Origin of the sequence: Pseudomonas sp. BN417 (genome assembly GCF_029871205.1) — a bacterium.
Taxonomy (GTDB): domain Bacteria; phylum Pseudomonadota; class Gammaproteobacteria; order Pseudomonadales; family Pseudomonadaceae; genus Metapseudomonas.
This window is the reverse complement of sequence record NZ_SSOJ01000087.1, coordinates 1-14,894: the sequence shown is the minus strand read 5'-3', so window position 1 is coordinate 14,894 and position 14,894 is coordinate 1. Positions and strand designations below refer to the sequence as shown.

The 14,894-nt window shown below is 65.9% G+C and carries 11 protein-coding genes and 1 pseudogene; 3 read left to right on the top strand and 9 right to left on the bottom strand.

From position 1 onward, the window contains the following. Positions 1 to 89 precede the first annotated feature (89 nt). The 3 genes and pseudogenes from E8F11_RS10260 (at position 90) to E8F11_RS10250 (ending at position 2,332) form a co-directional block, all read left to right on the top strand. Positions 90 to 1,508 carry a hypothetical protein gene (locus tag E8F11_RS10260; RefSeq protein ID WP_280288736.1) on the top strand — a complete coding sequence of 473 codons (1,419 nt, stop codon included), beginning with the start codon at positions 90 to 92 and terminating at the stop codon, positions 1,506 to 1,508. Positions 1,509 to 1,714: 206 nt separating this feature from the next. Further along, the gene (locus tag E8F11_RS10255) at positions 1,715 to 2,074 is read left to right on the top strand and encodes a BON domain-containing protein (RefSeq protein ID WP_280288735.1); all 360 of its coding nucleotides are present in this window, start codon (positions 1,715 to 1,717) and stop codon (positions 2,072 to 2,074) included. Positions 2,075 to 2,134: 60 nt separating this feature from the next. Beyond that, a pseudogene (locus tag E8F11_RS10250) lies at positions 2,135 to 2,332 on the top strand (CsbD family protein). Between the two features lie 45 nt (positions 2,333 to 2,377). Here E8F11_RS10250 and E8F11_RS10245 read toward each other — a convergent pair. The 9 genes from E8F11_RS10245 to pgi all read right to left on the bottom strand — a co-directional run. Beyond that, positions 2,378 to 3,832, bottom strand: coding sequence for a rhomboid family intramembrane serine protease (locus E8F11_RS10245; RefSeq protein WP_280288734.1), 1,455 nt, complete (start codon positions 3,830 to 3,832; stop codon positions 2,378 to 2,380). A gap of 193 nt (positions 3,833 to 4,025) precedes the next feature. After that, positions 4,026 to 4,331 carry a DUF2845 domain-containing protein gene (locus tag E8F11_RS10240; protein ID WP_280288733.1) on the bottom strand — a complete coding sequence of 102 codons (306 nt, stop codon included), beginning with the start codon at positions 4,329 to 4,331 and terminating at the stop codon, positions 4,026 to 4,028. A 55-nt stretch (positions 4,332 to 4,386) separates the two neighbouring features. After that, on the bottom strand, positions 4,387 to 4,677 hold the full coding sequence (locus E8F11_RS10235) for a DUF2845 domain-containing protein (RefSeq protein WP_280288732.1): 291 nt from the start codon (positions 4,675 to 4,677) through the stop codon (positions 4,387 to 4,389). 8 nt (positions 4,678 to 4,685) lie between these two features. After that, positions 4,686 to 7,607: a DUF748 domain-containing protein gene (locus E8F11_RS10230; protein WP_280288731.1), complete on the bottom strand. Its 2,922-nt coding sequence runs from the start codon at positions 7,605 to 7,607 to the stop codon at positions 4,686 to 4,688. A gap of 90 nt (positions 7,608 to 7,697) precedes the next feature. Next, on the bottom strand, positions 7,698 to 8,717 hold the full coding sequence (locus E8F11_RS10225) for a class I SAM-dependent methyltransferase (RefSeq protein ID WP_280288730.1): 1,020 nt from the start codon (positions 8,715 to 8,717) through the stop codon (positions 7,698 to 7,700). Between the two features lie 186 nt (positions 8,718 to 8,903). After that, entirely contained in the window at positions 8,904 to 10,082 is a 1,179-nt protein-coding gene (locus E8F11_RS10220; protein ID WP_280288729.1) for an acetyl-CoA C-acetyltransferase, read from the bottom strand. A gap of 87 nt (positions 10,083 to 10,169) precedes the next feature. Beyond that, the gene (locus tag E8F11_RS10215) at positions 10,170 to 11,045 is read right to left on the bottom strand and encodes an oxygenase MpaB family protein (protein WP_280288728.1); all 876 of its coding nucleotides are present in this window, start codon (positions 11,043 to 11,045) and stop codon (positions 10,170 to 10,172) included. A gap of 73 nt (positions 11,046 to 11,118) precedes the next feature. Then, positions 11,119 to 13,056, bottom strand: a complete 1,938-nt coding sequence (gene acs, locus E8F11_RS10210) for an acetate--CoA ligase (protein ID WP_280288727.1) — start codon at positions 13,054 to 13,056, stop codon at positions 11,119 to 11,121. A 257-nt stretch (positions 13,057 to 13,313) separates the two neighbouring features. Beyond that, on the bottom strand, positions 13,314 to 14,894 hold a 1,581-nt coding region (pgi, locus tag E8F11_RS10205; protein ID WP_280288726.1), incomplete at its 5' end, for a glucose-6-phosphate isomerase.

Here is a 14,894-nt window from a genome sequence, read left to right as displayed (position 1 = left end):
AAGCGATAGAAGAGAGGGCCCCTTGCGGGCCCTCTTTTTTTGCCTGGAGAATGGCGAACCGCCATTACTGCGCGCAAGGAACCCGAGTCATGGACAAGACGCTTTGCCAGTACCACCCCGCCCAGCCCGCGACCTGGCACTGCGTGCCATGCCAGCGCCATTTCGGCGACTGCTGCATCCCGCTAAACGCCGATGCCCCCGATGACAGCCCGAACTGCCCGCTATGCCGCACCGCGCTGACCTTCCTCGGCGCCGCCAACACCGCGCAACCCTTCTGGGAACGGCTGCCGCAGTTCTTCGCTTACGGCCTGCAGTCCAGCCCGCTGGCCTTCAGCGCCCTGCTGGCCCTTGCCGCCCTGTTCATGCCGCGCTCGCTGATCCTCTGGATCGGCCTGCTGAGCGTCGCCACCAAGTATTTCCACAGCGTGATCGAGGCCTGCAGCGAGGGACAGCGCGAGGCGCCGAGCCTGGCCAGCGCCTTCGCCGGCGAAGGCTTCTCGCTGTTCATCAAGCAGATGCTGGTGTTCCTGCTCGCCCTGGTCGCGCTCTGGCTGGCAGCCGACTTCAACAGCGAAGTCATTTTCTGGGTGGTGAACATCGCCATCGTCCTGCTGCTGCCTGCCAGCATCATTCGCCTGGCCCTCGGCAAGGAGCTGGGCGCGGCCCTGAGTCCCGACCAGGTGGGCGAGGTGATCAAGGCCATGGGCTGGCGCTACCTGATTCTCTGCGCCTTTCTCTTTATCCTCTGGCAGTCCCCCGGCTACGTTGCCTTGATGCTCTCCAGCGGCATGCCCAAAGTGGTGCTGATGCCGGTGGCGACCTTCCTCTTCGGTTACTTCGGCGTGGTCATGTGCAGCATGATGGGCTACGCCGTGTTCCAGTACCAAGGCGCCCTGGGTTTCGCCGTTGCCGAGGAGGGCGCCCAGCAGGGCCTGCCCGAAACGGAATGGCGTAGCCGTCGGGCCCTGGCCGAGGCCGAGGTACGCCTGAAGGAAGGGCAGGGCGATGGCGCCCTGGAAACCCTCGGCAACGCACTGCAGCGGGACCCTGACGACCTGCGCCTGAACGAGCGCTTTCACCAGTTGCTCTTTGGCCTCGGTGTCCATGAGCGCTGCCTGCGACACCTGGAGTACTACCTGCCGCTGGCCGCCCGGCAGAACCCGGCCCTGGCCGCGACCGCACTGCTCAATGCGCGCCAGTTCAAACCCGACTTCCTGCCCACCGACGCGCTGGTTTGCGAACAGGTGGCCGCGGCCCTGCTGGACCGCCACAAGGTGCGCGAAGGGTTGAGCCTGCTGCGCAACCTGCACCAGCGCTTCCCCGACTATCCCCACATCCCTCGTGCCTACCTGCTGGCCGCCCATGGATTCGCCGAAGGCCTGGGCCAGCTGGAGCCCGCGCAGAAGCTGCTGGCCTTTGTTCGCGCGCGCTATCCGGCGTCGCCATTGCTGGATCAGGTCAGCGCCCTCGAGGGCACCCTCGCCAGGCTGGATAACGTCGGTCGTTGAGCCGGTTTCGTCGTGCAGTCTGCATGTCCGCCCAGGCGGGAACGTGCAGACTGCAAGCAGAAGGCGTTTTCGGAAACATCCCATGTCGTTGATTTAATTGGCTTTATTGATCAGCCAAAAGCTGGCACAGGCCTTGCAACGTTAGTCCTGACCCTGCAGACAGGAGCCTGCTGCAGATGTTCTGGAGAGAAGAGGAGATCTACCTCATGAAACAGTCTTTCACTAAGTGGACCTTTGCCGCTGTCACTGCCGCCGCCCTGAGCCTGCCGTTCGCTACCGGCGTCTACGCAGAGACCAGCGGACAAACCATGCTGGCAGCCAGCGACACCGTTCAGAAGGCCGAAGAGGCTGTCTCCGATACCTGGATCACCAGCAAGGTCAAATCCAGCTTCCTGGCTGACAAGAGCCTCAGCGGTATGGATATCAAGGTGGAAACCAACAAAGGCGTGGTCGCCCTGTCCGGCATGGTGAAAACCGATGCCGAGCGTGAGCTGGCCATCGACACCGCCAAGAACATCAAGGGTGTCACTGCCGTTTCCGCCGATGCCCTGAAATCTGCCGAGTAACCCCTGGGCGGCCGGTTCGTCCACTGCCAGGCGACCCGGCCGCCGCAAGAGGAGCAACCGATGAATACCGATGTCATCCAAGGCAAATGGAAGCAGCTCAGCGGTCGCATCAAGGAAAAATGAGGCGACCTGACCGATGACGATCTCGACGTGGCCGAAGGTCATAGCGAGTACCTGGTCGGTAAGCTGCAGGAGCGCTATGGCTGGAGCAAGGATCGGGCGGAGAAGGAAGTTCGCGACTTCAGCAATCGGCTTTGACGCCGGCCGAAGGCAAAAGCCCCGCAATCGCGGGGCTTCTTCGTTTCAGCGCGCCAGGTGCTGCTGGTAGAGCGCCAACTGGCGGGTCTGCTCGGCGTCGGGGAAGGTCCGGCGCAGGTACTGGCTGAGCTCGCCCACGCCGCGCAGATCCTCGCGCTGGCCCAGTAGCTTGGCCAACTGCAGCGTAAGCCCGGGCAACTGGGGCGGAGCCGGGTTCGCCTGGCTGAGGCGGCGCCAGGGCGCCAGAGCGCGGCGGCTGTCGCCGGCCTTGAGCAGGCGTTGCAGCAGGTGCAACAGAACCGCTGGGTGTTGCAGCAGGCGTTGCTGGGGGTCGGCCACGTCATCGGCCAGCTTCTGCAGCAAGGGCAGGGCGGCCGGCTGTTCCGCAAGGCTGAACAACTGTTTCAGCACCGCGCCCAGCAGGGCTTTGTCCTGGCGGTTCTTGGCCAGAGGATAGAGTCGCTCCAGCAGGGCCAGCCGGCCGGGATAGCGTTGCAGCAGGTCCAGCCCACGGGGTGCGGCCAGGTCGAGGGCGAAGCGGCCGATCAGTTGGTCGAGGGCGGCCAGTTCGCGCTTGAACGGGGCGTCCGGGTCCTCCTTGTTCAGGTAGGCTTCGTCCACCTTGATGAAGCCCGTCCAGCGCAGCAGCCACGTGGCGAGGAAGCCGAAGGCCAGGCCGCCGAGGTGGGCGTAGTAGTTCACGTGGTCGTTGGCCAGCAGTACGCCGTACAGCTCCTTGCCGAGCCAGGCGGGGAATATCCACAGGGCTGGCGCCTTGAAGTAGCCGATCAGCGGGCCGAGCCAGTAGAAGAACTTGATCTTGCGCAGGCCATAGACGCCTATGGTCATGCCCATCAGCCCCGAGACCGCGCCCGAGGCGCCGATACCCGCCACCCAGACCGGGTCAAGGGCCCACCAGAGCAGGTGCGAGGCCAGGCCGCTCGCGAGATAGAGACCGAGGTAGACCCAGCGGCCCAGCGCCGCCTCCAGGGCGAAGCCGCAAATGAACAGGAAGATCATGTTGCCCAGCAGGTGGTCGAAGCTGCCATGCAGGAACATGGCGCCGAGCAGCCCCTGGACACTGAACTTGTTGGGGATGAAGCCGAAGCGCTGGCTGCTGATCCTGTCGCGCGCCGCCTCGGCATTCTGGCGCGTCTGCTGCCAGGCGGAGTCGGCCTGGTAGGCCGGCGAGCGGTGCAGGCGGTCCTCGAATTCCAGGTCACGCAGGATGATCGCCGCCAGATCCTGGCGGCGCATGGCGTCGACGGCACGGCGCTGGTCGGCGTCGAGTTTCTCGCGCTCCACCAGGTGGTCGATGAACGGGGCGCGCTCGCGATTGAGCAGGCCGCCGTCCAGATAGAGTCTCTGGGCTTCTTCGGCCCGCTGCTGGTCGCCGCTCTGGTAACCGATGTAGATCAGGGTGTTGAGCAGGATCAGCAACAGGGTGATGACTGGCGGCCGCCGCCAGTCCAGTGGCTGCTCGGCGGGGAGGATGATCATGGTGCGCCGCTCAGTTGCGCGTGCTGTCCACGTTGCTCAGGCGGCCGCTGCTGGTTTCCGAGTAGCCGATGAAACTGCGCGAGGCCAGGAGGAGGGTGGCTGCGAAAAGGCAGGCGAGGGCTTTCATGGGGTTGGCATCCTGTCCAAAGGTCGAGTAGAGGGTAGTGAGCCTAGCACTCCGCCCGAGCGGCTGTCAGTTGCCGCGCTTGCTCTTGATATTGCGCAGGCGATTGCCTTCGAAACGGAGGAACTGGTACATGCCGTTGCGCGGGCCGTAGATCCATTCCTCGACCAGCACTTCATTGCGCTGGTGGTACTGGTCGACCACTTCCCGGTAGCCGAGATCGCTTCGGCTGACCGGTTCGCCACACTTGGCGAGCACCTCGTTGGTGGTGTCGTCGAGGCTGACCAGGTTGCTGTTGCAACGCAGGGTGGAGGAGGCCTGCGCAGTGCCCAGCGCCAGCAGCAGGGACAGGCCGAAGAGGACGCGACGTTTCACGGGGATATCCGGGTGACGCTCGGTCCTACAGCCTACACCCGGGGCCCCTGACGCGTCAGCGGTTGCGCCGGGTTTCGATGCGCACCAGGCGGTTGCCCTCGAAGGTGAGGATGCTGAGCATGCCGTTGTTGGGGCCGTAGACCCATTCCTCGACCGTGAACTCGCGCCGGTCGTAGGAGCCCAGGGTGTAGCCGACCAGGTCGCGATGCACCGGCTCGCCGCATTTCTGCAGGACTTCGAAGGTGCGGTCGCCGAGGCTGATCAGCTTGCTGCCGCAGCGCATGGTGTCGGCCCCGGCCGGGGTGGCCAGGGCGAGCGCCAGCAGGGCTGACGGCAGCATGCGCATAGGAACTCCTACTCGCTGTCGAGGTGCAGCGGGGTAATCACCTCACCGGCCTGATTGGGGTCGACCAGGCTGACGTCCAGCAGGAAAATGCGTTCGTCGGCGAGTCCGCCGCGCTCCACCAGGTAGTCCTTGATGCTGGCAGCGCGGGACTGCCCCAGTTGGCGCAGCAGCAGGTCGCTCTGTGCCCAGGAGGCCAGCACTGCCTCACGTAGCTTGGCCGCGCGCGGTTCGCTGTCCAGCTCGGCCCAATCGGCCGGGGGTTGCTGCTTCAGGCGAGTGCGGTAGATGCCTTCCAGCATAGGCCCTTTCTCGTCGTCCGGAACCTCCAACTGGCTGGCTTCTGCCGGCACCTTGTCGCCCCGGCGCTGGGCGATCTTGTAGTAGGTGCTCTGGTATTCGCGCTCCAGGCGCTGCTCGGCGAGCAGCGGGCCGTCGGCGGCCTTGGCGCTGGAGCCTTCCACTTCCAGGCGCAGGGCCGGGCGCTGCTTGAGGGCTTCGGCCAGGGTGTCCAGGGATTTCTGCGCCTCCGCATCCAGGTCACTGCTACCGGCCTTGAAGGGCACCTGGCCGAGGTCTTCGCTGCTGCCGCCCACCAGGCCGGCGACGAAGTTGAAGGGTGCCTGCACCGCGCGCAACACCAGGTTGCGCAGGGTCTGCCAGACAATGGGGGCGACGCTGAACTGCGGGTCGTTGAGATTGCCGGCAACAGGCAGCTCAATGTCGATCTTGCCCTCGGTATCCTTGAGCAGGGCGACCGCCAGGCGCACCGGCAGGTCCACCGCATTGGGGCTCTGGACCTGCTCGCCCAGCTGCAACTGCTCCAGCACCAGGTGGTTCTTCGCCTTCAGCTGGCCCTTCTCGATCTGGTAGTGCAGGTCGAGGTTGAGCCGGCCCTTGCGGATGCGGTAGCCGGCGAACTTGCCGGAGTAGGGGGTCAGGGTGGTCAGCTCGACGCGCTTGAAACTGGTGGCGATGTCCAGGCTGTCCAGGGGGTCGAAGGGGTTCAGGCTGCCCTTGATGGTCACCGGCGCGTAACGGTCGACCTTGCCGTTCACCGCCACCTTGGCCGGCTTGGGATTGCGGTTGTCCAGGGTACCGATCTCGCCATTGAGCTGCTGGATGGCGGTGGCGAAGTTCGGCGTCAGGCTGAAGTCGGCGAAATTCGCCGAGCCGTCCTTGATCTCGATGCCGCCGATGCGGATGCCGAGCGGCTTGCCGGCCGGCTCGGTCTTGGCGTCGGCCGCGGCGGGCTGGGCGTTGGCGTCGGCCGGCTGCTTGATCACCAGGTCACTGGCGTTGGTGGTCAGGTCCTCGTTGATGATGAAGCGGGCATAGGGTTGGTTCAGGCTCACCTTGTCGATGTTCAGGCTGTCGCCATGCTGGTAGTTGATGCCTTCCACCAGCAGCTGCTGCCATTTGACGAAGTCGCGCTCCTTGAGGGTGTCCAGGGTGTGCATCTGGTTGACCAGGGCGCGGCCGGTCACGGCCAGGGCCAGGGGCTCGGTGCTTTTCAGCTCGACGTTGAGGTCGCTGTCGAGCATGCCGCTGCGCAGTTCCAGACGGACGAAGGGGCTGAGGTAGGCCTGGGCCACGCGCATGTCGATGTCGCGGGTCTGCACCTGCAGCCTGGCGGTGGTGGGCTTGAGCTGGATCTGGCCTATCGCCTGCAGTTTGCCCTGCTTGCCGAGGCCTGTGTCGACGCTGAGGTTGAAGGGCGACTCGCCCCGGCTGTCGAAGTCCTTGAGGTCGAGGTTCAGCGGGCCCAGTTCCAATTGCACCGGTTCCTTGGGCACCCGGTCGGCCAGATGGACCTTGTAGCCACGCAGCTGGGTATCGCGCAGCAGCACCACCCAGGGCTTGCCGGGTCCGGCCTTGGCATCGGCCTGCGCGGCGGCGGGCTTCTCTTCGGCCTTGGCGGCCGGTTTGGCCTCGCTGGCGAAGAGCTTCTGCCAGTCCAGCTGGCCGTCGGCTTCGCGGGCGGCCCAGGTTTCCAGGTTCTGGCTGTGGATCTTGCCAACCACCACTTGCTGCTTCACCAGGTCCAGGGAGCTGTCGCTGATTTCCAGCAGATCGAGATTGACCAGCGGACGCTTGTCCGGCGCCTTGATGGCGAAGGGCGCGACCTTGATCCAGATCTTGTCCAGGTTGAGCTGGGTACCTTTGGCCAGGCTCAGCCTGTAGTCGGTGGAGAGGCTGACCACACCTTTCTCCAGCACCAGGGGCACGGCATCCCGGACGTAGGGCCAGATGCCCTTCAATTGGCCATCGGTGAGCTTCAGCTTGCCGCTGGAGCTGAACGGCACCAGGCTGATCTGGCCTTCCCAGTCGATGCGCCCGCCGTAGGGGCCGGTGGCCACGAGGGACATCTCGGCATGGTCATCGGGCAGGGTGCTGAGGTTGTGCAGCTCCAGGTTGAGCGAGTCGTAGACGAACTCGATGGGTTCGCTGGGACGCAGGTCCTGGAAGTGCAGGCCGCCCTCGATCAGCTCGATGCGATCGATGCGCAGGGGAAAGGGCTCGCCAGTCGGCTCTTCCGGCTTGGGCTCGCTGGGCGGGAGCTTGAACAGCTGGGTCAGGTTGAGCTTGCCGTCCTTGGCGAACAGCACCTCGGTGGTCGACTTGTCCAACTCGACGTCCGCCAGGTGCAGGGCGCCGGACCAGAGGCTGTCCAACTGCAGGTTGGCATAGAGCCGCTCGAAGCCGGCCTGCTCGGTCTTGTCGTCGCCAATGTGCAGGCCCCAGAGGGTCAGCTCCAGGCTGAAGGGGTTCAGCTGGATACGCTCCAGATGCGCGGGCACTGTGGCGTACCGGGCCAGCTGCTGGTTGGCCACCCGCAGGGCTATCCCCGGGATGATCAGAAAGCCAAGCAGGCTGTAGAGCGCGAAGACGATCAGCAGGGCGCAGGCGGCCCGTTTCAATCCTTTGTACATGAGGCGTCAACTATCCCGGCAAAGATGCGTTGGATTATGGCACGGCCTCAGGGTTCCGACTGATGGTTGGCTCGCGTTGTCGGGAGCGCCTCAGAGCTGCAGGACCAGGGTCTTCAGCGGCGGACGCGCGTCCATGGACGGGAAGTCGCCGGCGGGAGGCAACTGCTGGCAGTCGCGCACCGGCCGGCCCAGCTTGCTCGCGCAACGCAGTACCTGTTCGCGCCAGTCGTCCATGTCGACCTTGGCCAGGTTGTTGTTGCAGACCAGGGTGCCGCCTTCGGCCGTGGCCAGCAGGGCGGGCTTGAGCAGGCTCTGGTAGTCGCGCAGAAGGTCCACCGTGCCGAAGGCACTCTTGGCCCAGGCGGGCGGGTCGAGGAATACCAGGTCGAACTGGCGCTGCTCGAGGCGCGTGTAGCTGGGCAGGCGCTGGCCGTGGCGGCGGGCGATGGGCAGGCCGGCGAGCTGGCGGATGGCCGGGAAATAGTCGGACTGCACGAAGCGCATCGGCGCCAGTTCAGGGTTCAGCGCAGCGTTTTCGCGGCCCACCGCCAGGTTGCCCTCGGCGAAGTCCAGGTTCCATACCTCCTCAGCCCCGCCTGCTGCCGCGCAGAGGCCGATACCGCAGGTGTAGGCGAAGAGATTGAGCACCGACTTGCCGGCGCTGTTGTCCTTCACCCAGCCGCGGGTATTGCGCAGGTCGAGGAACAGCAGCGGGTCCTGGCCGGAATGGCGGCCGCGTACCCGGTAGTTGAGACCCCACTCGTGGCCGACCAGGTCCTCCAGCGCGGCGGCTTCGGCCTGGTAGACCGGATCGCGGCGATCGATGCGGGAATTGCCCTGGGAACGGTCGTTGTAGACCAGCAGCAACTTCTCGCCAAGGTGTTCATCGATGGCGGCGGCCAGCGCCAACAGCGCCTCGCGCTCCAGCGGCTGGTGGAAACTCTGTACCAGCAACTGCGGGCCGTAGCGATCCACCGTCAGGCCGGGTGCGCCTTCCTGGCTGCCATGGAACAGCCGGTAGCAATCGGAGCCCTGGGCATGCAGTTCGGCCAGCAGCGTCTGGCGGGAGTCGAGGGCGGCGCGCAGCGCCTGGAGGAGAGCAGGGGACATGCGCGGCGTCTCATGGAAGGGGCGCGCAGTTTAGCAAAGGGGGCCGCGCAGAGGTGAGCGCCTGGGCGCCGCGGGGTGGAAACCGCAGAGGGATTCCACCACCACAGGAACGCCCCCCGCGTTTCGGGTCAACTCCGCAGGGGGGGGACAGAAGGGCGCTGTCCACCCTGCGGACGCGGGCTCCTATCAGCGCTCGATCGCCAGGGCCACGCCCTGGCCACCGCCGATGCAGAGGGTCGCCAGGCCTTTTTTTGCATCGCACTTGATCATCTCGTGCAGCAGGGTCACCAGCACGCGGCAGCCGGAGGCGCCGATGGGGTGGCCAAGGGCGATGGCGCCGCCATTGACGTTGACCTTGCTCGCATCCCAACCCAGCTCCTTACCCACCGACAGCGACTGCGCGGCGAAGGCTTCGTTGGCTTCGATCAGGTCGAGGTCGGCCAGGTTCCAGCCGGCCTTCTCCAGGCAGCGGCGTGTGGCCGAGACCGGGCCGATGCCCATGATCGCCGGGTCGACGCCGGCATTGGCATAACCCTTGATGCGCGCCAGCACCGGCAGGCCCAGAGCTTCGGCCTTGGCGGCGCTCATCAGCAGCACGGCGGCGGCGCCGTCGTTGAGGCTGGAGGCGTTCCCGGCGGTGACGCTGCCGTCCTTCTTGAAGGCGGGCTTGAGCTTGGCCAGGGACTCGGCGGTGGTGCCGACGCGAGGCTGCTCGTCGGTGGCGAAGGCGACCGGGTCGCCCTTTTTTTGCGGAATCAAGATCGGGGTGATCTCATCCTTGAAGCGCCCGCCCTCGATGGCGGCGCAGGCCTTCTGCTGCGAGGCGGCGGCGAAGGCGTCCTGGGCCTCGCGGCTGATGCCGTACTTCTCTACAAGGTTCTCCGCGGTGATGCCCATGTGATAGTCGTTGAAGGCATCCCACAGGCCATCCTGGATCATGCTGTCGACCAGCTTGGCGTGGCCCATGCGCAGGCCGGTGCGCGCGGCGGGCATGACGTAGGGGGCCAGGCTCATGTTCTCCTGGCCACCGGCGATGATCACCTCGGCATCACCGCAGCGGATCGCCTGGGTCGCCAGGTGCAGGGCCTTGAGGCCGGACCCGCAGACCTTGTTCAGGGTCATGGCCGGCACCGCATGGGGCAGGCCGGCGAGGATGGCGGCCTGGCGTGCCGGGTTCTGCCCGGAGCCGGCGGTGAGCACCTGGCCGAGGATGACTTCGTCCACCTCGGCGCCGTCGAGGCCGGTTTGCGCCAGCAGCTGGCGGATCACCGCGGCGCCCAGTTCCGGGGCGGGGATGTTGGCCAGGGCGCCCTGGAAGCTGCCGATGGCGGTGCGGGTGGCGGCGACGATAACGACGTCTTGCATGGATCTGTCCTCACGGCTGCGGATCTGGTCAGGCAATGACCGAACAAGCTGCAATGGTCGCACAGGGTTGCCGACCCGGCCAGACGCTCAGCGCGGCGGCAGGCCCATGCGCCGGCGTGCGCGATGAACGGCCCCGTTGCGCATGGCCCAGCGCAGAATCGGGGCGATCCGCCAGACGCCGGCCCGCACCAGTCGGCGCTGCCAGGCGGACTGATGGAGACCGAGCATGGCGCTGGCCCAGTCGGGCAGCAGATCGATGCCGGCTTGCGTCATGAGCAGGCCGAAGGGCTTGGCCGGCACGCTGGGCGCCGGGGCGCCGAAGAGAATTCGCACCACCTCCAGGCTGCGCTCGTCGCAGAGCAGCTGTGGGCGCATGGCCTCCAGGTACTCCGCTACCTCGCGCCGCGATTTCGGCACGTCGCGTGCCCCCAGGCGCTCGGCCACCAGGGCGATCTCGGCGTAGTAGCGGTCCTGGTCCTCGCCGCTGAGGTCGGGATTGAGGTAGCGCAGGTGAGCCTTGAGGAAGCTGCTGACTTCGGCCACATGGATCCAGGTCAGCAGATCGGGATCGCTGGCGGCATAGGGGCGGCCGTCGGGCGCGGTGCCGACCACCTGCAGATGGATGTTGCGCACCTTGTCGATCAGCCAGTCGGCGTCCTTGCGGGTGCCGAAGGTGGTGCCGGAGATGAACTGTCCGGTACGACGCAGGCGGCCGAGCATGTCCGTGCGGAAGTTCGAGTGATCCCAGACGCCGGCCAGGGCCAGGGGATGCAGCATCTGCAGGAGCAGGGCGCTGATGCCGCCGATCATCATCGAGGTGAAGTCGCCGTGGACCCTCCAGGTCACCGAGTCCGGTCCGAACAGGCCGGGATCGCCCTTGGGGTTCTCGAAATCGAGCTGGCCAAGGGCAAGGCCGGTGAGCCCGATGATCTGGGTTTCTATACGGCGGCGAATGAATTCCATGGGGGAAAGCCGCAAGCCGCAAGCTACAAGCGGGAGCAGGCTTGCGGCTTGCAGCTCGAGGCTTGCAACTCCTTTACTGGTTGAGGCGTTTGTCGATCAGGTTCTGCACTACCGAAGGGTCGGCCAAGGTCGAGGTATCGCCCAGGTTATCCAGCTCGTTGCAGGCGATCTTGCGCAGGATCCGCCGCATGATCTTGCCCGAACGGGTCTTGGGCAGGCCCGGGGCCCACTGGATCAGCTCCGGTTTGGCGAAGCTGCCGATCTCCTTGCTGACCAGGGCCAGCAGCTCCTTCCTCAGCTCCTCGGTGGGCTCCAGCCCCTTCATCGGCGTGACGAAGGCGTAGATGCCCTGGCCCTTCACGTCATGTGGATAGCCGACCACTGCGGCTTCGGCCACGGCGTCGTGCAGTACCAGGGCGCTTTCCACTTCGGCGGTGCCGATGCGGTGGCCGGAGACGTTGATCACATCGTCGACGCGGCCGGTGATCCAGTAGTAGCCATCCTCGTCACGGCGCGCGCCATCACCTGTGAAGTAGTAACCGGGGTAGGCGGAGAAGTAGGTGTCGATCATCCGCTTGTGGTCGCCGTAGACGCTGCGGATCTGGCTCGGCCAACTGGCCTTGATCGCCAGCACGCCCGAGCCTGGGCCGTCGATTTCCTTGCCCTTTTCGTCCAGCAGCGCCGGCTGCACGCCGAAGAAGGGACGCGTCGCCGAACCGGGCTTGAGGGTGGTGGCGCCAGGCAGCGGGGTGATGAGGATGCTGCCGGTCTCGGTCTGCCACCAGGTGTCCACGATCGGGCAGCGCTTGTCGCCCACCACGTTGTAGTACCACTCCCAGGCTTCCGGGTTGATCGGTTCGCCGACGCTGCCGAGCAGGCGCAGGCTGGTGCGGGAGGTCTTCTTCACCGGGTCCTCGCCTTCGCGCATCAGGGCACGGATGGCGGTGGGCGCGGTGTAGAAAATGTTCACCTGGTGCTTGTCGATCACCTGCCAGAAGCGCGAGGCGTCCGGGTAGTTGGGCACGCCTTCGAACATCAGGGTGGTGGCGGCGTTGGCCAAGGGGCCATAGACGATGTAGCTGTGGCCGGTGACCCAGCCCACATCCGCGGTGCACCAGTAGATATCGCCTTCGTGGTAGTCGAAGACGTACTTGTGGGTCATGGCCGCGCCCAGCAGGTAGCCGCCGGTGGTGTGCAGCACGCCCTTGGGTTTGCCGGTGGAGCCGGAGGTGTAGAGGATGAACAGCGGGTCCTCGGCATCCACCCACTCCGGCGGGCAGTCTTCGCTGGCGCCGTGCAGGGCCTCGTGGTACCAGATGTCGCGGCCCTCGACCCAGGCGATCTCGCCCTGGGTGCGCTCGACTACCACCACCGAGGATACATTGGGGCAATCCTTCAGCGCCTTGTCGACGTTCTGCTTCAGCGGGACGTACTTGCCGCCGCGCACGCCCTCGTCGGCGGTGATCACGGTGCGGCAGTCGGCGTCGAGTATGCGGTCGCGCAGGGCATCGGGGGAGAAGCCGCCGAACACCACCGAGTGCACGGCACCGATGCGCGCGCAGGCGAGCATGGCGTAGGCCGCCTCGGGAATCATCGGCATATAGATGCAGACCCGGTCGCCTTTCTTCACGCCGCGGCTTTTCAGCACGTTGGCCAGGCGATTCACATGGCTGTGCAGCTTGCGATAGGTGATCTGGGCGGATTCGGCGGGGTTGTCGCCTTCCCAGATAATGGCGATCTGGTCGCCGCGCTGTTCCAGATGACGGTCGATGCAGTTGTAGGCGACGTTCAGCTTGCCGCCCTTGAACCACTCGGCCTCGCCCTTCTTCAGGTCGCCGCGGTGCACCTGGTCCCAGGGTTTGAACCAGGTGAGGAAGCTGGTCGCCTGCTCGCCCCAGAACAGCTCTGGCTGCTCGATGGACTGCTGGTACAGGCGCTGGTAGGCATCGTTGTCGATCAGGGCGTGCTTGCGCACGGCATCTGGTACGGGGTGAAGGCTGATCTCGTACATGGCAAGGTCCTTGTTGTTGTTTGGCCGAGATGGCGACAAGGGTGCATCCAAGCCATTGCCCGGTTCAAGGGTTGTCCATGGAGATTTGAACGCCTGCTGCGCCGAATCGTTCAGCAGCGCCTGCCTTCGGGGCGGGAAGAGCGGAGTGCCGCGGTGGATTGAGCTCGGAGTCGTGCTGGCACTTCAGAGGTTTCGCGAATGAATTCGCTCCCACAGTTCAGGGCGGGAGCGAATCGATTCGCGATGGGGCTGTTACCTCAGCCGCGATGTCGCGCGCGGAAGAAGTCGATCAGGCCCTGGGTCGAGCCATCCTCGGCCGGGGCTTCGTCCTGGCCGGTCAGGCGCGAGTAGACGCCCTTGCCCAGCTCCTTGCCCAGCTCCACGCCCCACTGGTCGAAGGCGTTGATGCCCCAGAGCACGCTCTGCACATAGACCTTGTGCTCGTACATGGCGATCAGCGCGCCCAGGCGACGCGGGCTGATGCGTTCCATCACCAGGGTGTTGCTCGGGCGGTTGCCCGGCACCACCTTGTGCGGCGCCAGGCGCTGCACCTCGTCCTCCGCCAGGCCCTGGGCGCGCAGTTCGGCCTCGGCCTCGGCGCGGGACTTGCCGAGCATCAGCGCCTGGCTCTGCGACAGGCAGTTGGCGAACAGCCACTGGTGGTGGTCGGCCACCGGGTTGTAGCTGGACACCGGCACGATGAAGTCGGCGGGGATCAGCTGGGTGCCCTGGTGCAGCAGCTGGTGGTAGGCGTGCTGGCCGTTGCAGCCGACCCCTCCCCAGATCACCGGGCCGGTGCCGGCGCTGACCGGCGTGCCGTCCTGGCGCACGCTCTTGCCGTTGGACTCCATGTCCAGTTGCTGCAGGTGGTCGGTGAAGTTCCGCAGGTAGTAGTCGTAGGGCAGGATGGCGTGGCTGCGCGCGCCCCAGAAGTCGCCGTACCAGACGCCGAGCAGGCCGAGGATCACCGGGATGTTGCGTTCGAACGGCGTGCCCTGGAAGTGCTGGTCCATGCTGTAGGCGCCGGACAGCAGCTCCTTGAAGTTGGAGATGCCGATGGACATGGCGATCGGCAGGCCGATGGCGGACCACAGCGAGTAGCGCCCGCCGACCCAGTCCCACATGGGGAAGATGTTCTCTTCGCGGATGCCGAAGGCCACCGCCGCTTCGCGGTTCGAGGAGACGGCGATGAAGTGGCGGTACAGCTCTTCCTCGCTGCCGCCCTGGGCCAGGTACCAGGCACGGGCGGCCTGGGCGTTCTTCAGGGTTTCCAGGGTGCCGAAGGACTTGCTGGAGACGATGAACAGGGTGGTCTCGGCATTCAGCTTGCAGGCCAGCTCGCGGAACTCGCTGCCGTCGATATTGGCCAGGTAGTGGCAGCGCACGCCCTTCTGGGCGAACGGCAGCAGGGCTTCGGAAACCAGCTGCGGGCCGAGGAAGGAGCCGCCGATGCCGATATTGACCACGTCGGTGATCGGTTTCTCGGTGTAGCCGCGCCACAGGCCGTTGTGCACATGGCCCACCAGCTCGGTCATCCGGTGCAGCACGCGGTGCACCTCGGGCATCACGTCGACGCCTTCGACCTGGACCTTGTCGCCGATCGGCCGGCGCAGGGCGGTGTGCAGCACCGGGCGGCGCTCGGAGCTGTTGATCACCTCGCCGCGGAACATCGCCTTGATGGCATCGCCCAGCCGCGCCTCCTCGGCCAGCCTGACCAGCAGCGCCAGGCTGTCGGTGCGGATCAGGTTCTTCGAGAAGTCCAGCAGCAGGCCGCAGGCGTTGAGGCTGAAGTGCTGGAAGCGTTCGGGGTCGTCGGCGAAGGCCTGGCGCAGGCTGAA